The following is a 24,410-nucleotide window of genomic DNA, read 5'->3' as shown; positions in this document are numbered from 1 at the left end:
CTCTTCTTAGAATCCCATTTTTTCAGCTTTGGCAATCACATCTTCGATCGATCCAACACCACGGAAGGCATCTTCAGGAAGATGGTCATATTTTCCGTCCAAGATTTCTTTAAAACCACGAACAGTTTCTGCAACAGGTACGTATGAACCAGGTTGACCGGTAAATTGTTCGGCAACGTTGAAGTTTTGTGACAAGAAGAATTGGATCCGGCGAGCACGAGCAACCAAGGTCTTTTCTTCGTCAGACAATTCATCCATCCCCAAGATCGCAATGATATCTTGCAATTCATGGTAACGCTGAAGGACGCGTTTGACCTCAGATGCTACTGCATAGTGTTCTTCTCCTACGATTTCTGGAGAAAGGGCACGTGAGCTTGATGCCAATGGGTCCACCGCCGGGTAGATCCCCAATTGTACCAATTTACGTTCCAAGTTGGTTGTTGAATCCAAGTGGGCAAAGGCGGTTGCTGGCGCTGGGTCTGTATAGTCATCGGCTGGCACATAAATGGCTTGGATGGATGTAACAGAACCTTTCTTGGTTGACGTAATCCGTTCTTGCAATTGCCCCATTTCAGTTGCCAAAGTAGGTTGGTAACCAACGGCTGAAGGCATCCGTCCCAAAAGGGCTGATACTTCTGAACCGGCTTGGGTGAAACGGAAGATATTGTCGATAAACAAGAGAACGTCCTGACCTTCGACATCACGGAAGTATTCCGCAATGGTCAAACCAGTCAAAGCAACACGCATCCGTGCTCCAGGTGGCTCATTCATTTGTCCAAAGACCATGGCTGTTTTTTCAATAACGCCAGATTCTTTCATTTCCCAGTAAAGGTCATTCCCTTCACGTGTCCGTTCCCCAACACCGGTAAATACAGAAATCCCACCGTGTTCTTGGGCAATATTATGGATTAATTCTTGAATCAAGACGGTCTTCCCAACTCCGGCACCACCGAAGAGTCCGACCTTCCCACCTTTCAAATAAGGGGCTAAGAGGTCAATAACCTTGATCCCTGTTTCAAGAATTTCTTCTGAAGTAGAGAGCTCGTCAAAGGATGGAGCTTTTTTGTGGATGGAGTCACGAGGAGCATCCTGAGGAAAAGGTTGATCCAAGTCAATGGTATCTCCAAGAACATTGAAGACACGTCCCAAGGTTTCTTTTCCGACTGGAACAGAGATTGGACGACCTGTGTCCAAGACTTCCATTCCACGTGTTAAACCATCAGTTGATTCCATGGCGATGGTCCGTACGACCCCATCACCAAGTTCCAAAGCTACTTCAAGAACGACTTTCGATTTTTGTTGGTCATTTTTATAGACTACAAGCGCATTATTGATCTCAGGAAGTTTATCTCCAACGGAAAAGGCAACGTCTACGACGGGACCTACGACCTGAGAAATTTTGCCTAAACTCATGTCATTCTCCTATTCTAAGTAATTTCTACTGCTCAAAAGTTCTCTTTCAAGCATCTGTTTTTGTATTTAAAATTGTATCCGACAACTATTCAAGGGCGCTAGCACCCGCAACGATTTCGGTAATTTCTTGTGTAATCGCTGCTTGACGAGCACGGTTGTATTGAATCGTTAATTCATCAATGACTTTCTTGGCATTGTCTGTTGCAGTTTGCATGGCCATCATCCCAGCAGCATTTTCAGCTGTTTTAGCATCAATAATGGCACCATAGATCATGCTTTCAGCAAATTGAGGAAGCAATTGATCCAAAATGGCATCTCGACTAGATTCCAATTCTAGATTCAATACATAGTCCTCATCCGCTTCATTGGGGTCCAAATCAATAATTGGAAGCATTTGTTCCACCCGCATTTGACTCGTCAAACTGTTGACGTGGTGGTTGTAACAGACGTACAACTCATCAAACAAGCCTTCTTGATACATTTGGACTGTTTTCGAAATGATCTTGCGAACTTCCTTAAAGCTAGGCTGATCAGGCAAACCACGCAATTCATAAACCGGCTGAATCCCACGGGCACGGAAGAAATCCGCACCGACGCTTCCAATACAGATCACTTCAAAGTCATCTCCAGTTGGATGGTATTCTGCCTTCATTTCCATCATGGTTTTAAGGATGGAGGCATTGTAACCCCCGACCAAACCACGATCAGATGTAATAACGATATAAGCTGTCTTTTTTACCGGACGACTCACCAACATCGGATGGGACTTGGTATTTTCTGTTTCATGTCCATGGAGCAAGTCTGTTAAGAGCTTACGAACCTTAGCAGCATAAACCTGAAAATCCTTGGCTGCCTGCTCAGATTTACCAAGTTTGGCAGCGGACACCATCTGCATGGCATTGGTGATTTGACTGGTGTTTTTTGTGGATGCAATTTTATTTTTAATATCATTTAATGAAACTGCCATCTTCCACTCCTATTTCTATTTGAAATTTGACTGGTTGACAAATTCAGTAAGGGCTGCATCCAGTTCTTCTTCTGCTGGAAGATCATGTGTCGAACGAATCGTCTCAAAGATTTGATGATAATGTGCTTCAAAGTAATCAAACAACTCTTCTTGGAAACGAAGAATGTCGTCTACTGGAACACTATCTAAGAAACCATGAGTCAAGGCATACAAGATCACGACTTGTTTTTCAACTGTCAATGGTTCATGAACAGGTTGTTTCAAGACTTCCACTGTCCGACGACCACGGTTCAATTTCGCTTGAGTCGCAGCATCCAAGTCACTACCAAATTTCGTGAAGGCTTCCAATTCACGGTATGAAGCGAGGTCGATACGAAGAGTACCAGCAACCTTCTTCATAGCCTTGATTTGGGCAGCTCCCCCTACACGGGATACAGAAGAACCTGCATCAATGGCCGGACGAATACCAGCATTGAACAAACTATCTTGCAAGAAGATTTGTCCATCTGTGATCGAAATCACGTTGGTTGCGATATAAGCAGAAATATCTCCTGCTTGGGTTTCAATGATTGGAAGAGCTGTAATAGAGCCACCACCCAATTCATCTGAAACTTTAGCTGAACGTTCCAACAAACGGCTGTGGAGATAGAAGACATCCCCTGGGAAGGCTTCACGTCCTGGTGGACGACGAAGAAGAAGGGACAATTCACGGTAGGCTACGGCTTGTTTTGACAAATCATCATAGACGATCAAAACGTGTTTACCGTTATACATGAACTCTTCTGCCATGGCAACCCCGGCATAAGGTGCCAAGTAGAGCAATGGAGACGGTTGGGAAGCCGAAGCGGTTACCACAATCGTATAATCCATGGCTCCGTATTTACGAAGAGTTTCTACTTGCGTACGAACTGTTGATTCTTTTTGACCAATCGCCACATAGATACAGATCATGTCTTGACCCTTTTGGTTCAAGATGGTATCGATGGCAATCGAAGTTTTCCCTGTTTGACGGTCCCCGATAATCAATTCCCGTTGGCCACGTCCGATTGGAACGAGGGCATCAATGGCTTTCAAACCAGTTTGTAGAGGTTCTGAGACAGATTTCCGTTGCATAACACCAGGAGCTGGTGTTTCGACTGGACGGAATTTATCTGTCACAATCTCACCCAAACCATCTACTGGTTGGCCAAGTGGGTTGACAACCCGACCAATCAAGGCATCCCCTGCAGGGACTTCCATGATTTTACCTGTACGACGGACAGAGTCTCCTTCACGAATATCCGTGAAATCACCCAAGATGATGATACCGACATCCGTTGTCTCTAAGTTTTGGGCCATCCCGTATGAGCCATTTTCAAAGATCAACAACTCACCACTCATGGCATTTTCAAGACCATGAGCACGGGCAATCCCGTCACCAATGTAGGTTACAACACCTGTCTCAGTGACGTCAAAGTTTGGCTTGAAATTTTCAATTTGTTGCTTAATTAAAGCGCTGATTTCTTGTGCGTTAATCGCCAAAATTCACACCACTTTCTATTTCAATTTAGATTTTATAACTTGCAATTGGTGTTTGAGACTGGTATCCAACGTTTTATGATTGGCTGTCACGACAAAGCCACCAATTAAATCTGGATCGATCTTTTGTTGGATCGAGCGAACTTGAATCCCAAATTTTCTTTCGATAATGGGGATTAGCTTTTGCTCTTGAACAGGATCCAAACCAGCAACCGTCGTAACAGTGACGACAAAAGCGTTGCTCAACAGTTGAATCTGATCCAAACAAATCGTTACAATGTCATAAAATAAGGCTTCACGATGATTGAGAATAACCACTTCAATCAAATGGTCGAGTAATTGTGAATCCGAGGGTTGAAAAAGTCTGAGACTTTTTGCTTTCTCTTCATCCTCTACACCGATATGAGCTAAGAAGTTAGCAAGTCCAGTCTCTTCAAAAATACCCTTGATTTGAGTCAATTTTTCAAAGACTAGGTCTTGTTCTCCTTTTTCAAAGACCAATTGAACAAAAGGCTGGGTATATTTCTCAATCACCATCAGTTGCTTTTTGTCCATTAGGCTTCTCCTAATTCATCAAGATAGCGATCGATCAGTTGGCGTTGACCTTCAGCATCCAGCTGTTGGCTCAACAATTTGCTGGCAAGATTGACAGTGAGATCTGCCACATCACCTTTGATACTGTTCAATGCTTCTTCTTTGTTATGCGCAATTTCTTGTTGCGCTTTTTCTTTCAAACGTACTGCTTCTTGAGTGGCTTCTGAAAGGATCTGAGATTTATTCTTTTCTGCAGTTTCCTTTGCATTTTCGACGATAGACGCAGCTTCTTTGCGGCTACCTGCCAACTCTTCTTCACGTTTACTTGCTAGTTCCTCAGCTTTTTGACGAGCTGATTCTGCTCCATCAATATCATCTGTAATCTTTTTGGCACGCGCTTCTAAAATTCCATTGATATTGTTCCATGCAAATTTCTTTATTAAAAAGATTAATAATAGGAAGGAACCAGCAATGAGAATAAAGTTACCAATAATTTCACTCATTGATACATGCATTCTTCTACTCCTCCTCTACTTACTCTTCACCATTAATTTTCTTACCAATATAAATTGATGACAACATGGTAAACACATAGGCTTGGATACATGAAATGAAAATCGAAAACGCTGTCCACGCCATGCTTCCAATAAAGGCAAATGGATACCAATAAACAGCTTGATGCGACAAAGTCACAAGCAAGCTTGCTAGTACCTCACCCGCAAAGATATTTCCGAAGATCCGAAGTGCCAAGGAGGCAAAGTTCGTTAATTCTTCCAAAATATTCATGGGGGTCATAAATCCGGGTGTCACAAAAGCCTTTAAATATTCCTTCACACCACGTCTGCGAATTCCTTCTACATGGGCGATTAAGGTGATCAAAAATGAAAAGGCAAAGTCATAACCCAGGTTAGCGGTTGGTGATGTCCACAAATTGTAACCATTGGTCGTTTCGATTTTAGCCATCAATCCAATGTTATTGGCTACTAAAAGAAAGAGGAAAAGAACAAACAAGAACAAGGAATAGTCCTTTATGTAATGTTCCCCAATATTTCCTTTTGTAAAGCCTACGACAAAGTCATATGCGTATTCCAGCACATTTTGTTTGCCTTTTGGTCGGATCGACATTTTTCGACTGGCCCAATAAATGAAGCCAAAAACGGCGAAAACAGAAATCAGGGTCATAGCAAGTAGGGTCAAATTAAAAGATACAGGTCCAAGAGTAATCGTTGGATTGATACTTTCTTCCAAGGTTTGACACCTCCTTTTCTAAAATAGAAGCGTCTATTTGATAATAAAGGCCATAACCAAGGTTACGAAGAAAGTACCTTCGACAAAGGCAACACCAAGAATCAAGAGGCTACGCAATTGACCGATAATTTCTGGTTGACGAGATGCAGATTTCAATAAGCTACTCATCATCAAACCTTCTGCCAGTGATACACCAAAACAGGCTAAACAAAGACCTAAAAATGTTAAATTCATGATGAATTCTCCTTTTATAAATTTTACATCCTTAGTTTACTCCTAAAAGATATAATAGTCAAATATTTCCTATAAAAGTAAGCGTTTTAGTGAAATTACGTTATTTTTTTAATATGATAATTTTTCCTATCTACGATTGATTTCTTTTAATTTTTAGACGCTTTGTCCACCTCTATTCATTTTTTCTTCTAAAAAACTCTCACCTGCTCAGCAGATGAGAGAATTCGATTATTTAAAGATAGATGTTTTAAAACTATCTGTTTGTTGCAGCCATTTCTTAAAGAGTTTTTCTTTCAGTGAAACCGTATTGTCAAATTTGACAGAACCATTCTTCAAGCTGGCTTGATCTTTTTCAACCGCAGTTGCAAAGGCTTGTTTTAAGTCATCATAAGAGCTATAAGTAGTCCCATCCACTTCAATAGCCAGAAGTCCATTTTTGGCACTGGTTACCACTTCATTGAAGTAGGCTTTCTTCCAGTCTTCAAGGGTACTGAATTTCCCATCAGAAATCTTTTGAATGATGTAATCATCCCCTAGAGTCGCATGACCTGCTTGTTTGGATTCTTGTTTATACTTGTTTGAAGCATACCCTAAGAAGCCTTTTTCATAGCCATAGTAACCCCAGAGTCTGAAGGTATTGTGTTTGAAGGACATGGCTCCAGGAGCCCCTTCACTGGTGTTTCCTCCATAGATCCCTGTCATCATCGGTACCGTCACATAGGCTGAACCAAAGTCAGATGGATTATAGACTCCATTTCCAGGACCACGATTGGTCATGAAGTTGTTGGTGATGAGATCATCTACTGAATGTAAGGTGATGGCTTTTTCCTCATCACTCAAAGGACGCACCTTATCAAATTGATTCTTGGTATTAGCCCCTCGGTATTGTTTATCAACCTTCTTGAACCATGCATTGTTCAAGTCTTGACTGCCTTTATTGAGGACGGCTTCTCCTTCTAGGTAATCCAGAAGCATGAGCGTATCGTTATACCCCTTCATGTAACGATCAATTTCATCGCGTGATTGAAGGTAATTTGGATTAGTGTTGTACCATTGGTTGCCGTCGTTTGGACGTTCATAGGCCATGTTGAGACCTAGAGCTTTGTATTCTCCATTTGGATTGGATACGGATGGCGTTTGGAGCATGCCTTGAGCATAGGCTTCTAGATCCGTTCCTTCACGGTGTCTCCAGCCACCCAAGTATACCATACGGTCATTGACGTGCGTCGTTTCATGGGTAAAAGCAGAAATCCCAAAGTCACTGATCATATCCGTCACCATAAAGAAGACCGAATCATCTTTATAAGGATTTCCATAGACACGAGCGGTTGCTCCCATGCGCCAATCTGTCGCATGGTAACGATCAGTTGGTCCATATAATTCACGAATTGGAGCGACATCTTTTCCACTATTCGTATGGCCATAACGGTCTGTACTAATGCCTTTATAGTTTTGATTATCAAGGACAGGGGTCGGCACCATATTATTGCTCTTTAGGAGCTGGTTGCGAACATTATCAGCTGCTAATCGCGACCAGAAATCCAAGTAGTCCTGTTGGGCTTTTGCTACTTTATCAATTTCCGCCTTGAAGGCATTTCGTTCTGCCTCAGTGTTTTTACCGTATTTCTCGAAGGAACTATAGGCCAAGGTATTGTATGTTGAAATCAAGAACATGTGCGCATCTTTAAGATTCAAGAGTGGCAAGATCATTTTACCGTGAATATCATTGTTTAAGCCCTCATAGGCTCTATGCTTAGCAGATGCGAAAGCTGGATTGGTCGTCTCAGGCTCCACAATATAGACATTGTCTTTGGTTGCTTTGATGAACCAATCATTCAAGTCTGTCTCTTTTGTGAAGAGCTCCATATTGTACTTCAAGAAGTCATTTAGGTTGCTAGAAAGAGTAGACTTCGCAACGACTTCTCGGAAGGCATCATGGGTACGAGTTCCTTTGATGTAGTCTTCTTTTGAACCAATTTCAATCAAACGGTCTAAGACATCAACATTCTTCCCATAGAAGTCTGGCTTGAACAACATGAGCTGCTTAAGATTGACATCATCGAACTTCACTCCGTAATAGCGATTGAGGTAAGAAAGCCCTAAAAGAACGGCCGCCTCGTTGTCATCAACTTTCTTGATAAGGGCACGTTTAGCAGCCTCATCTGTGTTTAATTGATGGTCTTGGTTTTCAACCAGTTGTTTGACAAAGTGAGTCAGATTATCCTTGACTTCTTGGAAACTTTCTTCGAGGTAAAGGTTCTTAATGGCATTGACTTTGTTAGGTCCTGTTCGACCTAAGTGAGTGTAGATTGGATCTGATTGCAATTCTACAGGACTTAATTTCTCTACGATGGCACTGATGAGATCGCTACGGTCCTTGTCCACCATATTTGGCGTGTAGACTACTTCACCGAGCTCCGCCACACTGTACTCTTTGACTTGTTTGACTTTAGAATCTTTCGGTGTCATGCTAAAGACATCTTTGGTCTTATCGGCATAATGGATCAGGATGTGATCCGCATCCGCTAGTTCCGTGACAAAATCATTGCCCTTCATAGCGGTCACAGACAAGACTTCCTTGGTCAAGAAAGGACTAGTTGCAGCCAGTTTATTCCCTTGGTCGACAATCCATTCTTTGTTGTAGAATGGTTGCAATTTAGCAATATTGCGGTAAGCTAGCTCACGAGTCGCATCGTAACCAGTGATGGCCTTGTATTGATCGTCTTTGCTAACAAGGTGATTGAGCGTATCTTCAATCGGTTTGCTGCTGGTAAATTTATCAGCAGTGATTCCCATTGCTTCGATTTTCTGCTCAGCTTCTGCCAGCGAGATGCTTGGGATTTTACGGGAGTTGTTAAAGGATTTCTTCCCTTCACTCACGCCGTCAACACTATAATTGCGCTTGGTTCTTGAATAGGTGAAGTAATCATCTGCGTCAATATCTGAGTGACCAAAGACCATCTCACCCGTTTTGACTTTCATCATGGTGATGTTGTCTTCAATAGCACCCAAGGCCCAGTTGGTCCCTAGTAATCCACCAGATTGCACCGCTTCTTTGAGTTCAATTGAACCTTTAGCAACGGAGTTTCTGAGAACCCCTTCTTTACCTACTGTGTGGTTATTACCACCATTTTGAGAGGAATAAACAAGACCTGCAGCTTTGGCTTTGTTCCCAGTGATTTCAGCATCAACGTAAGCTTTTTCAACGACACCTTTCCAGTTCTCACCAACAACACCCGCTAGATAGCCACCTTTGTTCCCAGCAGCGTGCAGTTTACCGATAAAGGCAACATTGCTGACCTTCCCACTGCCATCAATTTTATTGACGATCCCTGCTACGTCATTGTTCCCAACAACACTTCCTGTTACTTTAACGTTCTCAACAGTTGCATTGTTTTTGATGACACCTGCGATTGGTGCTACTCGATCTGTCCCAGGTAGATCAATATTGACATTTTCAAGCAAGAGATTCTTAACCGAGCCACCTTCGATGTTCCCAAATAATGGTCTTGTAATGTTATGGATGGCAAATTTATTTCCATCCATACTTTCCAAAATTCCTTTGAATGCATTGGTCACATAGGATTTCCCTGCTGGCTGGACATTAGCCGCATTCATATTGCTACCCAGTTTAAAGGTGCCAGTCGGATTGGCTTGCATGGCTTTTACAAGTTCGTTGAAATTGTAATAGACATCACCTTCATGTGTTTTGGGTTTCGCAATATAGTGGACATAGTCCTCACTGAACTGGTTGTCCGCAGTCCGTTGGATGAGATCAGGAGCTTTGGCTGTTACTTTGTAGAGGGTCGTGCCATCTACCGTTACTTCTTCAATTTTATCAACGGCTAGTTTTGTAACCTTATTATCATGGGTAGTGACCTTTAAGTAGTACGGCTTCACATCTGATGGTGTTTCAGACAAGAGGCTGCTATCGGTCTCAAGACCTTGGTCATCCACGCTAATCAGACTGGTTTCCTTGATATTTTTGATTTCAACTTTTTTAAGATCAATTCTCAGTGGTTCTTCCTTGAGAACTTCTTCTTCATCCCCATTTCCACGGTCATAGACCATGGTCGTTGCGAGCGTATAATCCTTGTAGTAGTCCAAGTCCGCTAAAGCAGCTGCCAAGTCCGTCTCTGAAAGGGTCAGGGTTTTCACCACTTGATCACCCTTCTTCAATACAGCCTGGATGGACTTGATGGTCACACCGTCTGGTTTATCCAAATGATAAGTAGCTTTAGCACTGCGCTTCAATTCTTCCTTATCGACCTGGGTCAAAGTCAAGGTTGGCTTGTCAAGTTCTTTGGTCCCTCTTTGAATGATCTGATCTTGTGCTTGTTCAACTACTTCCTCAGAAATTGTAGGAGCATCCGTTGTTTTGACACCTTTAATGGTCTTATAGACCTTGGTGATTTTTTTCTTCCCATTTTTACCGGCTTGAGAAACCCTTTCGGTTCCTTTTAACAAGGTAGCATCTTGTTCGGTTACCGTCTTAAATGGAATTTCCTCATACGAAACATCCTCTGTTTGGCCTTCAATCGCCTTAGTCCCACGACTAATTTTTTCTGTCACAGGAGCTTTTACCGTTTCAGTTGTCGTGCTCACGGGCTCGCCAATCTTCTCACCATTGACCGTCTTATAAACACGACGAATCTCCTGATTACCTGCCTCGCCTTTCTGAAGAAGGCTTTCTTCATCTGTGTAATGATTGGCATCCGCTACATACTCGGTTTCATATGGAAGGATTACCGTTTCTGTCTCTGTTACCGTCCCTTCCGTTACTTGATCGGTTGGGTTCTCCGGTTGAACAGGAGCTTCTCCCACATGGCCTTCTTCTTGTGTCCCTTTGGCTTCCACCACACCTGTATAGGCTGGGTTCTCTGGTTGAACAGGGGCTTCGCCGACATGGCCTTCTTCTTGTGTCCCTTTGGCTTCCACCACACCTGTATAGGTTGGGTTCTCCGGTTGAACAGGGGCTTCGCCAACATGGCCTTCTTCTTGTGTCCCCTTAGCCGTTACAACTGGAGAAGGGCTGGGTTGAGGGTTTGGTTGGGCATCTTCTTTTGTCCCAACAGCAAGAATTTGTGAAACTGGTTCTTTAGTGACCTTGCTTTCAACTACTCTGCGAACTTCTTGTCCATCTACCACACTCACTTCCGTCAATAGGGTCCGCTCCCCATTTTGGCCAGCAGTCAGCACCTTGGTTTGCCCTTTAGGTAATGTAGGATCAGCTTGTTTGACAGTTTCAAATGGCACAGGCTCAGTAGAGACTTCCAGGCTTGGTTTTTCAACTTGAGGAAAGGCTGGAGCGACTTCTGGGGTCACACGCGCTTGTGCTTCCACTTGTGGAATACCTGTACTTGTTTTGATCGTTCCTTCTACAGAAGGTTTTGTTTCCTGCATAGCCTTTGGATCTTGTAAGCTCGTCTGTTGGACTGACGGGTAGCGCAGATAACCAATATAGTCATAGCCGTCAATTTGAATCACGCCATTTGCAAGATCTTTGCTCGATGCGATCGCAAGATCCTGATTATAGGCGCGCAAAACTTGATTTTGTAGGGCTGCGACTTCAACTGGAAGTAGAAGACTTTGTCCCATGGCTCCAATCAAAAGGACGCCCATGACCTTCTTCCGGTGCTTTTTAGAGAGTAAGAGGACCGCAAAGGAAGCAGTGGCTAGACTTAGCCCAAAAAGGGCGACTTCCTGATTTCCTGTTTGAGGAAGAACCGACTGAATTGCTTCCTTCTTCTTATAGACGAGATAGAAAGTATCTTCATTTTGATACTCTTCAGGGATTGCATGAATCACCTGTGCTTTTTCTTCAGCGGTCAGCTCTTCTTCTGTCACATATCCTAAGTGTACATGATCAGGTAGGGTCACCTGATCTGCTTGGACAGGACGAGCTCCTAACAAGCTTCCTCCTAATAAAAAGGCTCCAATGGCTACCGGACCAACACCGACAGATAATTTTCGAATCGAATATTTGGTCATTTTTTCAAACGTTTGTTTCGCTTTTTTCATCCTAAAATTCCTATATAGTAATATTTAACCCTCGAGCAGGGACCTGATTATTTTTAGAGAGGATGGGATCCTTTCCAGAAATAAGAACCTTCCCGGGATTTTTTACCTTTACCTATCTTATCTTTTTTCTTCTATTTTAGCAAGCTCTAAAACTCAAAAATATAAACCGTTTTCTTTATAGGAAGAAAGCAACACAAAAAAACGCCTCGAAAGGCGTTTGTATTATAGATCTATTTATAAGGATTGGTACAAATCATTGTATCGTTGACTAGCCGTATCCCATGAGAAGTCACGCGTCATAGCTTGCTCTTGGAGACCATACCAAGCCTGTTTGTCATTGTAGTAGACAGCCAAGGCTTCATCAACTGCCCAGTTAAACCAATAGCCAGACAAATTATTGAAGCTAAAGCCTGTTCCACTTCCATCAACAGCATTATACGGTTGGACCGTATCTCGAAGTCCGCCGACTTCATGCACCAGAGGAAGGGTTCCATAACGCATGGCCATCATTTGAGAAAGGCCACATGGTTCAAAGCGGCTTGGCATCAAGAAGACATCCGACGCTGCATAGATTTCTTGGGCCAATTGGACATCAAATGTGATATTGGCTGAAAGTTTATCTGGGTAGGCTTGACCAAACCAAGCAAAGGCATTTTCAAATCCAGGATCTCCTGTACCGAGCAAGACAATCTGAATATCCTTTTGCAAGAGTTGATGCAACTCTTCTACCACAACGTCAAAGCCTTTTTGACGTGTCAAACGAGAGACGATCCCAAACAAAGGAACATCATCGCGAACAGGTAGACCGACACGTTCTTGAAGAGCTCGTTTACTAGCTGCTTTACCTGAAAGATCTGAGAGACTGAAGTGATGAGTCAAGAGTGGATCCGTTTCAGGATTATACAGATCCGCATCAATCCCGTTAACAATTCCGGTCACCTTGCCAGACTCCATCCGAAGGATCTGATCCAAGCCACAACCATATTCAGCAGTCATAATCTCATGCGCATAGCTAGGAGAAACGGTTGTTACACGGTCAGCATATAGAATACCGGCTTTCATCCAGTTCAGGCAATCATTCCATCGAAGTGTTCCATCTGCATAGCGTTCAAATCCAACTCCGAAAAGATCCCACAACATTCCTGGGTCGAACTGACCTTGGAATTCCAAATTATGGATGGTCAACACTGTCTTAATTCCATGATAAGCTTGAATCCAACGGTATTTTTCCTTCAGCAAGAAAGGAATCATCGCTGTATGGTAATCATGGGCATGAAGAACATCTGGAATGAAATCAACCCGTTCCATCGTTTCTAAGGCCGCGAGCTGGAAGAAGGCAAAGCGTTCGCCATCATCGAAGTCACCATACACATGGCCCCTAAAGAAATAATGTTGGTTATCAATAAAGTAAAAGGTGACTCCATCGCGCACAATGCGTTTCACACCAACATATTGACTTCTCCAGCCAACCTTGGTCTCAAAATGCAAGACATCTTCGATTTGATCTCCAAACTTAGCCTCTACCATATCATAGTAAGGGAGGATCACGCGCACATCATGACCACTTTTCGCTAAGGATTTAGGAAGAGCGCCAATAACGTCTCCCAAACCACCTGTTTTAGAAAACGGTGCTCCTTCAGCTGCAACAAATAATAGTTTCATTAGACAATATCCTCTGTAACAATCGTTCCTTTTTTAACCACGACAGGTGTTTCCTCTGTACCACGAATCGTCACGCCAGCAGCCACTTCGACCCCCTTATCCAGGATAGCATGTTCAACGATTGCATTTTCACGAACCACTACACCAGGGAAGAGAAGACTACTGCGGACCTCTGAACCTTCATGAAGGCGTACCCGACGTGAAACAATGGAACGTTCAACGGTTCCTTCTACAATACTACCTGAAGCAAATTGAGACGTTTTAATATGTGATGTCTTGGAATAATACGTTGGTTCTTCATTCTTCACTTTCGTATACACTTTTTGATTTGGTGAAAAGAGCTTCATGAATTTTTGGTTTTCCAACATATCCAAGTTTGCATGGTAGTAAGATTCAACTGAATGAATATTGGCTAAGTAACCTGTATATTCAAAGGCAAAAGCATTGTATTCCACCGCCAAATCACGCAAGATATAGCGCAATTTTTGTGGGTATTCTTTCTTAGCTTCTTCTTCAATTTTTTCAATCAACCAAGGAGTGTCCACAATAAAGACATCTGTTGACATGTTGTAGACTTCATCCGGATTCTTACCATCAAAAAGTTTTTGATCTGTAACATGGTCTGATTCATCAATTTCCAAGACAGCATTGACTTCAGAGATATTTTGAAGATGCAACTTTTTGTAAACAACTGTAATCGGACGGTCAACGCTATTATGCAAGTGGAAAACTTGATTGAGGTCAATATTCATCAAAACATCACAGTTTAAAGCAACTGTTTGGTTGGAACCAGACCGTTTCAAATAGGTCAATAATTGTTGGTAGTATTCTGGCCCTACCGTTGTATTTTCAACTGGAGTATTATAGATTCCGAGGTAATAGTGGCTCAATAAAGTAGACAAGCCCCACTCACGACCTGAACGAATATGGTCAAAGACCGAACTAATATTTTCTTGTTGGAAAATCCCAAAAACACTACGAATACCAGCATTCGCAAGACTAGACAACGGGAAGTCAATCAAGCGGTATTTCCCATCAAACGGTAGGGAGGCTACCGGACGATGGCTGGTCAAAGTGGACATATCATGATACCCAACTGTATTTCCTAAAATGGCTGAATATTTATCAATCTTCATCTGTTGCTACCCCCACTTTTTCATTGTAACCGACAACTTGTACTTCCTCTGTTCCATCAATCACGACACCGTCTGCAATGACTGCACCTTCTCCGATAATCGCGCGTTTCACGACAGCTCCTTTACCGATAACGGCATTGCTCATCACGACAGCATCTTCAACAACTGCTCCTTCACGAACTTGAGCTTCTGTTGATAAGATGGAGTGTTTGACTGTACCGTCTACCGAACAACCATCGACGACAAGAGAATCTTCGATGTGGCCATGTTCCCCAAAGAAGTTCGGTGGAGAAATGAGGTTGCGTGAATAGATTTTCCAGTGACGATCGCGACTATCCAAGGCATTATTTGGATCGATATATTCCATATTGGCTTCCCAAAGAGACTCAATTGTACCAACGTCTTTCCAATAGCCGTTGAATTCATAAGCATAAACACTTTCGCCTGATTCTAGATAAGTTGGAATGACATTTTTACCGAAGTCTGACATATCGATATCACTCTTTTCAGCAGCAACCAACATATTGCGCAGACGAGCCCAGTCAAAGATGTAAATCCCCATTGAAGCCTTAGTTGATTTTGGTTCAGCTGGTTTTTCTTCAAATTCGACAATCCGATTATTGGCATCTGTATTCATGATTCCAAAACGGCTTGCTTCCTTCAAAGGTACATCTAGGACTGCAACAGTCAAGCTTGCGTTATTATCCTTGTGTGCTTGAAGCATGTCATCGTAATCCATCTTGTAGATATGATCCCCAGATAGAATCAAGACATATTCCGGATTGATGCTGTCGATATAGTCGATGTTTTGGAGAATCGCATGACTAGTTCCTTCGAACCACCGATTTCCTTCACTAGCTGAATAAGGTTGGAGAATAGACACACCCGTATTGATTCCATCCAAGCCCCAGCTGGAACCATTCCCAATATGGCTGTTAAGGGCAAGTGGTTGATACTGTGTAATCACACCAACATTGTGAATTCCTGAGTTGGCACAGTTTGAGAGAGCAAAATCGATAATCCGATAGCGCCCACCAAATTGAACCGCAGGTTTCGCGATGTTTTTGGTTAATTTTCCAAGACGTGTTCCTTGCCCTCCGGCAAGAATTAAAGCGAGCATTTCATTCTTCATTGACTACTTCCTCTTTTTAAAGCTTGGACTCCCTTAGAGTCAACCGATCATCATTTTTTATCTGATGTTTTAGATTTCGTTTTGCGAACCTTCCGTTTCACCTTCCAAATGCTAGCTCCTAAAGCCGGCAAAGTAAAGGTCAAAGTTTGTTCATAATCCTTCCACAGTCCATCTTGAGACTGAACTGTCGGATTGTGCTCTTTCCAGACACCTCCCCATTCTTCTAATTCTGTATTCCAAATTTCTTCATAGACCGCTGATATAGGCACACCAATCGTAAAGTCCTTGCGTTCTACTGGTGCCATATTAAAGACGCACACCAAAAGATCGCCTTTACGATTTTTCCGGATCATAGACAAGACGCCCTGATCCCGGTTATCTGCATCAATAATCTCTAAGCCATCAAAGCTATCATCAATCTCCCACAATTCCTTGTGTTCTTTGTAGAAATGATTGAGCTGAGAAGTGAAACGACGCATCTTCGCATTCATTTCATCCTCTAGATTGCCCCATTCCAGTTGCTCTTCTGACTTCCATTCCAAAAATTGACCAAATTCTGAACCCATAAAGAGTAATTTCTTACCTGGATGGCAAATCTGATAGGTCAAGAGGTTACGGAGTCCAGCAAATTGATTGTAACGATCTCCCCACATCTTATGCATCAAACTCTTCTTACCATGCACCACTTCATCATGTGAAAATGGTAGTAAGAAGTTTTCAGAAAATGCATACATGAAACTAAAGGTTACCAGGTTAAAGTCAAATTTCCGGTAGATGGGATCTTCTTCGTAGAATCGAAGGATATCATTCATCCACCCCATATTCCATTTATAGTCAAAGCCTAGACCACCTTCTTCTTCAGGACCCGTGATCTTTTGACCAGCAGAACTTTCTTCTGCAATCATCATGACATCTGGGTGTTCGTTCTTGATAATCGCATTCAAACGTCTAAGGAAATGAACGCCTTCGTAGTTGAGGTTTCCACCATCAATATTTGGTGTCCATGGACCACTATCGTAGTCAAGATAGAGCATATTGCTCACAGCATCGACCCGAATCCCATCTAAATGATAGGTATCAATCCAAAACTTCAAACTAGAAATCAAGAATGACTGGACTTGATTCTTCCCTAAATCGAAGTTCAAGGCTCCCCATCCGTAGTTATGCGCACGATGTTCATCCTGGTATTCAAAGGTTGGTGTTCCATCATAATAAGCCAAGGCATCATCATTGATAATGAAATGTCCGGGTACCCAATCTACGATCACTCCGATATTGTTGAGGTGGCATTCTTCCACGAAGTCTTGAAACTCTTCTGGGCTACCATAAGTCTGCTCGAGTGCAAAATATCCCATGAGCTGATAGCCCCAACTCAAGCCCAATGGATGAGCCATCACTGGCATAAATTCCACGTGGGTGTAGTTCATCTCCACCAAATATGGAATCAATTCTTCCTTTAGTTGTTTGAAGGTATAGGAACTGTGATCCTCATTACGTTTCCACGATCCTGCGTGAACCTCATAAATATTAACAGGTCGTTCCTTAAAACCAAGTTTTTTGCGGCGTGCTCTCCAGAGACCATCTTTCCAGTTTTTCTCTGGAATGGTCTTAATAATAGATCCTGTATTGGGTCTCTTTTCCATCCATAACGCTAGAGGATCGATTTTTTGCACCTGATGACCATTTTGTCGAGTCACCAAATACTTGTATATATCTCCCTCTTTTGCATCGGAACAGAAGACTTCCCAGACGCCTCCTTCATTACGAACCATTGGAATTTTACGGTCTTCCCAATCAGTGAAATCACCAATCAGATCCACCGCCTGAGCATTGGGAGCCCAAACACGGAAGGTAAAGCCTTCTTGTTCCCCCCTTGTTTCCTTGTGAGCTCCTAAGTACTCTTGAAGATGGAAATTATCCCCTCTTCCAAATGTCCATAAGTCTGTGCTTCTATCCATATACTCACCTCTTTGCTTTTGAAAGCGTTTTCTATTTGTTTTTATTTTACTATAAAATCACTTAATTTTCAAGTTGATTCCTGTAAAATCATGTAAAATTATCAGGAAAAGTTTTTCCATTTTCTTTCCCGAACCTTTTCTATCCTTCCTTGGTCATCCTCCTTATCTTACTTACGATTATACTATATATACGAGGAAAATCAAACAAAAACCGAACATTTAAATCACTATTTTTATTACTAACTAGTTTATTACGAATAAAATGAACATTTTTATGAACAATGTAAAAAAAGACTAAGACAGATTTGTCTTAGTCTTGTTGAATTCTTAGTCTACGTTCACGTATTCTTTTGAAAGTTCAAGAACTTCTTCCATTGTTGAACATTCAGTAAGAGCACGGTTAGCGTATTCTTGCATTTTAGCTGTGTCGAGTTTCTTCATCAAGCTACGTGTACGAAGGACAGATGTCGCTGACATAGAGAACTCATCCAAGCCCATTCCGACAAGAAGTGGAACGGCAGTTTGGTCACCGGCCATTTCACCACACATACCAGCCCATTTGCCTTCAGCGTGAGCCGCTTTGATCACGTTGTTGATCAAACGAAGGATAGATGGGTTATATGGCTGGTAAAGGTATGAAACTTGTTCGTTCATACGGTCAGCAGCCATTGTGTATTGGATCAAGTCGTTTGTACCGATTGAGAAGAAATCAACTTCTTTAGCAAATTGGTCCGCAAGCATCGCAGCAGCTGGGATTTCAATCATGATACCTACTTGGATATCATCTGCCACAGCAACACCTTCAGCAAGCAATTTCGCTTTTTCTTCTTCAAGAATACCTTTAGCTGTACGGAACTCAGTCAACAAAGCAACCATTGGGAACATGATCCGCAATTTACCGTGGACAGATGCCCGAAGCAAGGCACGCAATTGTGTACGGAACATTTGATTACCAGTTTCAGAGATAGAAATACGCAAAGCACGGTAACCCAAGAATGGGTTCATTTCTTTAGGAAGATCGAAGTAAGGAAGTTCTTTATCCCCACCAATATCCATTGTACGAACGACAACAGGTTTACCGTTCATACCTTCAAGAACAGCTTTGTAGGCTTCGTATTGGTCATCTTCTGTTGGGAAGTCTTGAGAATCCATGTACAAGAATTCTGTACGATAGAGACCAACTGCCTCTGCACCATTATCGTTTACACCTTCAACGTCTTTAGGGGTACCGATGTTGGCAGCCAACTCGAAGTGTTTTCCATCAGCAGTCACTGTTTGAGCATCTTTAAGGAGAGCCCATTCAGCTTTTTGTTTGGCATAAGCTTCACCAGCTGCTTTGAAGGCTGCGATTTGTTCTTCAGTAGGGTTGATCACCACTTCACCAGTGATCCCTGAAACAGCCAAAACATCACCATCTTTGACAAGTTCTGTAATGTTATTTGTACCCAAAACAGCTGCGATTTCAAGTGTACGCGCCATGATAGCTGAGTGACTGGTACGTCCACCGATGTTAGTAACAAAGGCTTTTACGTACTTTTTGTTCAACTGAGCTGTATCAGATGGTGTCAAGTCATGCGCTACCACGATTGCTTCTTCATTGATAGAAGCAGGGTTTGGCAATTTCTTACCAAGCAAGTTGGCAAGGACACGTTTGGTAACGTCGCGAATGTCTGCTGCACGTTCTTGCATGTAAGGATTGTCTTCCATTCCTTCAAAGATTGCAATGAACATGTCAGTGACTTCTTTCAAGCCAGCCTCTGCATTGATTTTTTTCGTACGAATCGTTTCTTTGATCTGACCAATCATTTCAGGGTCAGCGAGAACCATCATATGCGCATCAAAAACTTGCGCTGCTTCTTCACCAAGGCTTGCTACTGCATTCTCCCGAATAAGAGAAAGCTCGTTTTGTGAAGCTTCAAGAGCTGCATCCAAACGAGCTTCTTCTGCACTTGTATCTTCGACTGAAACAGTCTCAAATGATAAGTCTGGTTGAATGAGCAAATATGCCTTAGCAACGGCAACACCGTCAGATGCTGCAATTCCTTTTAGCATTTTTGTCATATTTTTAAGCCAATCCTTCTTTAGTCATTGTTTCTGAAATAGCTGCGATTGCATCATCAGCGTCAGCACCTTCAGCAGAAATTACAACGTCAGCACCTTGACCAACACCAAGGCTCATAACACCCATGATTGATTTCAAGTTAACTGATTTACCTTTGTATTCAAGAGTGATGTCTGATGCAAATTTGCTAGCAGTTTGAACCAACAAAGTTGCTGGACGTGCGTGGATACCTGTTTCTGCCACGATGTGGAAATCTTTAGAAGCCATAATTGGACTCTCCTTTTAAAAAATAGTTTTTGAGTTACCTTTTGATAACCCTTACAATTTGGTATTATATCATCTTTTGAAATTTTTTTCAAGATTTTTATCACTGACTTACAGAAAAAGACTGCGAAAAATCCCAATTTAGATACATTCTAAGAAGTACCTGAAGAATGGAGAACAAATCTTTTCAATTTTCTACTATATTATAAGTAACATTTTCCTCCGCTTTCAAATAAAAAGAAGCAAGTGTACCACAGGATATTGATTCACAAAAAAATTATAACTAATTAAAGATGCTTTAAAGCCTATTCCTATCCCATTTCTTGGAATTTCTCAATTTCCGTTCACCACAATATATTGTGTTTTAAAAACCCCATTTCATATCTTTGCACAATATTTAGTTTTATTTTGTTGACAAGTTGCTGGATTTTGTTTATACTGTTTACAGATTTATATTTCGATAGGAGAACGAAAAAGAAATGGTAACCATTTATTCAAAAAATAATTGTGTTCAATGCAAAATGACCAAGCGATTCCTCGATAGCAATCATGTGGAATACCGCGAAATTAACTTAGATGAACAGCCAGAATTTGTAGAGCATGTTAAGAACCTTGGCTTCAATGCTGCTCCAGTTATTCAAACACCGGATGAAGTATTTTCTGGTTTTCAACCAGCTAAGTTGAAGAAACTTTCTTAATAAACACAGTATTTTGCTTAAATAGGGTCTAGCGTTAGCAACCTAACACTAGACTTTTTACTTGGAAAGAGAGGACTTCTCCTCTTCATTTTTTTGAACTAGAAAAGGATTATTATGGGATTAAAATCTCTTGAAGATGTGACGTATTTTCGTCTTAACAATGAAATCAACCGTCCAGTAAACGGCCAAATCATGCTTCATAAAGATAAAGAAGCTTTGGATGCGTTCTTTAAAGAAAATGTTGTACCAAATACTAAAACCTTTGACTCGATTACAGACAAGATTCAGTACCTTCTCGAGCACAATTACATTGAGAGAGCTTTTATCGAGAAATACCGTCCTGAATTTTTAGAGGAATTGGCCCAATTTATCAAAGATCAAAACTTCCAATTCAAGTCCTTCATGGCGGCCTACAAATTCTATAACCAATACGCTTTGAAAACAAATGATGGAGAATACTATCTTGAAAGCATGGAAGACCGTGTCTTTTTCAATGCTCTCTATTTTGCTGATGGAAATGAAGCTATCGCGCGAGACATCGCAAACGAAATTATCCACCAACGCTACCAACCAGCTACTCCTTCTTTCTTAAACGCTGGACGTGCCCGCCGTGGGGAATTGGTATCATGTTTCTTGATCCAAGTAACCGATGATATGAATGCGATCGGACGTTCCATCAACTCTGCCCTTCAACTGTCTCGTATCGGTGGTGGGGTTGGGATTTCTCTCAGCAACCTTCGTGAAGCTGGAGCACCAATCAAAGGGTATGAAGGAGCCGCTTCTGGAGTGGTTCCAGTTATGAAACTCTTCGAAGATAGCTTCTCTTACTCTAACCAATTGGGACAACGCCAAGGGGCTGGGGTGGTTTACCTCAACGTCTTCCACCCAGACATCATCGCCTTCCTTTCAACTAAGAAAGAAAATGCTGATGAAAAAGTTCGGGTGAAGACTCTCTCACTTGGGGTCGTCGTGCCAGACAAGTTCTACGAGTTGGCGCGTAAGAATGAAGAAATGTACCTCTTCAGCCCATACTCTGTGGAACGTGAATACGGAGTACCATTTAACTACATCGACATCACTGAAAAATACGATGAGTTGGTTGCTAATCCAAATATCCGCAAGACTAAAATTAAGGCACGTGATTTGGAAACTGAAATTTCTAAATTGCAACAAGAATCTGGCTATCCATATGTAGTCAACATTGATACTGCTAACCGGGCAAACCCTGTTGATGGAAAAATCATCATGAGTAACTTGTGTTCAGAGATCCTTCAAGTTCAAGAACCAAGCTTGATCAACGATGCCCAAGAATTTGTTCAAATGGGAACAGACGTCTCCTGTAACCTTGGTTCAACCAACGTAGTTAACATGATGACTTCACCTGATTTTGGTCGTTCGATTCGTGCCATGGTTCGTGCTTTGACCTTCGTTACAGATAGCTCTCATATCGTAGCCGTTCCAACTATTGACCACGGAAATAAACTGGCGCATACCTTTGGTCTTGGAGCCATGGGACTTCATAGCTACCTTGCCCAACAATTGATCGAATACGGATCACCGGAGTCTATTGAGTTTACGAGCATCTACTTCATGCTCATGAACTACTGGACTCTCGTAGAATCAAACAACATTGCGTGCGAACGTGGTGTTACCTTCCACAACTTCGAAAAATCTGATTATGCCAATGGTACTTACTTTGATAAGTACACGACTGGAGAATTTGTACCAAAATCTGATCGCGTCAAAGAACTCTTTAAAGATATCTTTATCCCAAGTGCTGAGGATTGGGCAGAACTGCGTGCTAAAGTTCAAGCAGATGGTCTTTACCACCAAAACCGCCTAGCTGTCGCACCAAATGGATCTATCAGCTACATCAATGACGTATCTGCTTCTATCCACCCAATTACACAACGGATTGAAGAACGCCAAGAGAAGAAAATCGGTAAGATCTACTACCCTGCAGCAGGATTGTCAACGGAAACGATTCCTTACTACACTTCTGCCTACGACATGGATATGCGAAAAGTCATCGATGTCTATGCTGCTGCAACTGAGCATGTAGACCAAGGTCTTTCACTGACTCTCTTTATGCGCAGCGATATTCCAAAGGGTCTTTACGAATGGAAAACTGAAAACAAACAAACCACTCGTGACTTGTCTATCCTTCGGAACTACGCCTTTAACAAGGGTATCAAGTCTATCTACTACGTCCGTACCTTTACAGATGATGGTGGAGAAGTTGGCGCCAACCAATGTGAAAGCTGTGTCATCTAATCCGCTATCCTAGATAGCTATCAAAAGTCGGTTCGCCGACTTTTTGTGCGGTATTCTATCAATTTATGGTAGAATAGTAACGATTGAATGAATAGAAAAAGAAAGTGATGCAAATGGAAACATACTACAAAGCCATTAACTGGAATGCGATCGAAGATGTCATCGATAAATCGACCTGGGAAAAACTGACAGAGCAATTCTGGTTGGATACACGTATCCCTTTGTCAAACGACTTGGATGACTGGAGAAAGTTATCTAATAAAGAAAAAGACCTAGTTGGTAAAGTCTTTGGGGGATTAACTCTTCTAGATACCATGCAATCTGAAACAGGTGTTCAAGCCCTTCGTGCGGATATTCGTACTCCCCATGAAGAAGCTGTCTTTAACAACATCCAATTTATGGAATCTGTCCATGCTAAGTCATACTCTTCTATCTTTTCTACTTTGAATACCAAGTCAGAAATCGAAGAGATTTTCGAATGGACCAACACCAATCCTTTCCTTCAAAGGAAGGCAGAAATCATCAACGAAATCTATCTCAATGGGACTCCCCTTGAAAAGAAAGTCGCCAGCGTTTTCCTTGAGACCTTCCTCTTCTACTCTGGTTTCTTCACACCTCTCTACTATCTTGGAAACAACAAATTGGCCAACGTAGCTGAAATCATTAAGTTGATCATTCGGGACGAATCTGTTCACGGAACCTATATCGGCTACAAGTTCCAACTTGGTTTTAACGAATTACCAGAAGAAGAACAAGAAAAACTCAAAGAGTGGATGTATGATCTTCTCTACACCCTCTATGAGAATGAAGAAGGCTACACAGAGAGCCTCTATGATGGTGTTGGCTGGACTGAGGAAGTCAAGACCTTTCTTCGCTACAACGCTAATAAAGCCCTCATGAACTTGGGACAAGATCCGCTCTTCCCAGACTCAGCAGATGACGTTAACCCAATCGTCATGAACGGAATCTCAACCGGTACTTCTAATCACGACTTCTTCTCTCAAGTCGGAAATGGTTACCTTCTCGGTGAAGTAGAAGCCATGCAGGATGACGATTACAACTACGGCCTATAAGACAAAAACCTTTCCAGATGGAAAGGTTTTTAAATATAGACAACCTATTGTTTTACATAAAACAGATAGATGATTTTCAAAAAGTGACTTTTATTTTTTGAAGATTAAAAATTTTCCGCCGTGAGAAAAGTGCTAGAAACAATCATGTTTCTAGCACTCGGGAGTTTTGGAACCTTAGGTCCAAAACTAAGTCATGGAACTTCTTTGAAGTTCGCT

General features: G+C 42.0%; 17 protein-coding genes. 3 read left to right on the top strand and 14 right to left on the bottom strand.

Annotated features, from left to right (window positions below; genetic code table 11):
• Positions 1 to 6: 6 nt before the first annotated feature.
• From atpD to HMPREF2686_RS09380, 14 genes are all read right to left on the bottom strand, one after another.
• Entirely contained in the window at positions 7 to 1,413 is a 1,407-nt protein-coding gene (gene atpD, locus HMPREF2686_RS09445) for a F0F1 ATP synthase subunit beta (protein WP_070450489.1), read from the bottom strand.
• 85 nt (positions 1,414 to 1,498) lie between these two features.
• Entirely contained in the window at positions 1,499 to 2,380 is an 882-nt protein-coding gene (locus HMPREF2686_RS09440; RefSeq protein ID WP_013903320.1) for a F0F1 ATP synthase subunit gamma, read from the bottom strand.
• 15 nt (positions 2,381 to 2,395) lie between these two features.
• A complete protein-coding gene (gene atpA / locus HMPREF2686_RS09435; RefSeq protein WP_049496722.1) occupies positions 2,396 to 3,901 on the bottom strand; it encodes a F0F1 ATP synthase subunit alpha in 1,506 nt (501 codons plus the stop codon).
• 15 nt (positions 3,902 to 3,916) lie between these two features.
• Positions 3,917 to 4,453, bottom strand: coding sequence for a F0F1 ATP synthase subunit delta (locus tag HMPREF2686_RS09430; RefSeq protein ID WP_024055549.1), 537 nt, complete (start codon positions 4,451 to 4,453; stop codon positions 3,917 to 3,919).
• Positions 4,453 to 4,947, bottom strand: coding sequence for a F0F1 ATP synthase subunit B (gene atpF / locus HMPREF2686_RS09425; RefSeq protein WP_004219970.1), 495 nt, complete (start codon positions 4,945 to 4,947; stop codon positions 4,453 to 4,455). Before atpF ends, HMPREF2686_RS09430 begins: the two co-directional genes overlap by 1 nt.
• Before the next feature lie 19 nt (positions 4,948 to 4,966).
• Positions 4,967 to 5,680, bottom strand: a complete 714-nt coding sequence (atpB, locus tag HMPREF2686_RS09420; RefSeq protein WP_024055550.1) for a F0F1 ATP synthase subunit A — start codon at positions 5,678 to 5,680, stop codon at positions 4,967 to 4,969.
• A 33-nt stretch (positions 5,681 to 5,713) separates the two neighbouring features.
• The gene (locus HMPREF2686_RS09415) at positions 5,714 to 5,914 is read right to left on the bottom strand and encodes a F0F1 ATP synthase subunit C (RefSeq protein ID WP_003006433.1); all 201 of its coding nucleotides are present in this window, start codon (positions 5,912 to 5,914) and stop codon (positions 5,714 to 5,716) included.
• A 228-nt stretch (positions 5,915 to 6,142) separates the two neighbouring features.
• Positions 6,143 to 11,935, bottom strand: a complete 5,793-nt coding sequence (locus HMPREF2686_RS09410) for a ZmpA/ZmpB/ZmpC family metallo-endopeptidase (RefSeq protein WP_070450486.1) — start codon at positions 11,933 to 11,935, stop codon at positions 6,143 to 6,145.
• Between the two features lie 234 nt (positions 11,936 to 12,169).
• A complete protein-coding gene (gene glgA, locus HMPREF2686_RS09405; RefSeq protein ID WP_049483901.1) occupies positions 12,170 to 13,597 on the bottom strand; it encodes a glycogen synthase GlgA in 1,428 nt (475 codons plus the stop codon).
• Positions 13,597 to 14,733 (bottom strand): glucose-1-phosphate adenylyltransferase subunit GlgD, encoded by a 1,137-nt coding sequence (gene glgD, locus HMPREF2686_RS09400; RefSeq protein ID WP_070450484.1) that lies wholly within the window; start codon positions 14,731 to 14,733, stop codon positions 13,597 to 13,599. The genes glgA and glgD overlap by 1 nt, the downstream gene beginning before the upstream one ends.
• Entirely contained in the window at positions 14,723 to 15,865 is a 1,143-nt protein-coding gene (locus HMPREF2686_RS09395; RefSeq protein WP_070450480.1) for a glucose-1-phosphate adenylyltransferase, read from the bottom strand. The genes glgD and HMPREF2686_RS09395 overlap by 11 nt, the downstream gene beginning before the upstream one ends.
• A 50-nt stretch (positions 15,866 to 15,915) precedes the next feature.
• The gene (glgB, locus tag HMPREF2686_RS09390) at positions 15,916 to 17,823 is read right to left on the bottom strand and encodes a 1,4-alpha-glucan branching protein GlgB (RefSeq protein WP_070450477.1); all 1,908 of its coding nucleotides are present in this window, start codon (positions 17,821 to 17,823) and stop codon (positions 15,916 to 15,918) included.
• 327 nt (positions 17,824 to 18,150) lie between these two features.
• Entirely contained in the window at positions 18,151 to 19,884 is a 1,734-nt protein-coding gene (ptsP, locus tag HMPREF2686_RS09385) for a phosphoenolpyruvate--protein phosphotransferase (protein WP_049474827.1), read from the bottom strand.
• Between the two features lie 4 nt (positions 19,885 to 19,888).
• Positions 19,889 to 20,152, bottom strand: a complete 264-nt coding sequence (locus HMPREF2686_RS09380; protein ID WP_003006411.1) for a phosphocarrier protein HPr — start codon at positions 20,150 to 20,152, stop codon at positions 19,889 to 19,891.
• Between the two features lie 476 nt (positions 20,153 to 20,628).
• On the opposite strand from HMPREF2686_RS09380, the gene nrdH reads away from it, so the two are divergent.
• From nrdH to nrdF, 3 genes are all read left to right on the top strand, one after another.
• Positions 20,629 to 20,847: a glutaredoxin-like protein NrdH gene (gene nrdH, locus HMPREF2686_RS09375; RefSeq protein ID WP_003006408.1), complete on the top strand. Its 219-nt coding sequence runs from the start codon at positions 20,629 to 20,631 to the stop codon at positions 20,845 to 20,847.
• 114 nt (positions 20,848 to 20,961) lie between these two features.
• On the top strand, positions 20,962 to 23,121 hold the full coding sequence (gene nrdE, locus HMPREF2686_RS09370; RefSeq protein ID WP_070450474.1) for a class 1b ribonucleoside-diphosphate reductase subunit alpha: 2,160 nt from the start codon (positions 20,962 to 20,964) through the stop codon (positions 23,119 to 23,121).
• A gap of 113 nt (positions 23,122 to 23,234) precedes the next feature.
• Positions 23,235 to 24,194, top strand: a complete 960-nt coding sequence (gene nrdF, locus HMPREF2686_RS09365) for a class 1b ribonucleoside-diphosphate reductase subunit beta (RefSeq protein ID WP_031573445.1) — start codon at positions 23,235 to 23,237, stop codon at positions 24,192 to 24,194.
• The last annotated feature ends 216 nt before the right edge of the window (positions 24,195 to 24,410 follow it).

Source organism: Streptococcus sp. HMSC057G03 (assembly GCF_001808745.1).
Taxonomy (GTDB): domain Bacteria; phylum Bacillota; class Bacilli; order Lactobacillales; family Streptococcaceae; genus Streptococcus; species Streptococcus parasanguinis_Z.
The sequence above is the reverse complement of the archived record's forward strand: the minus strand, read 5'-3'. Positions and strand labels throughout refer to the sequence as shown.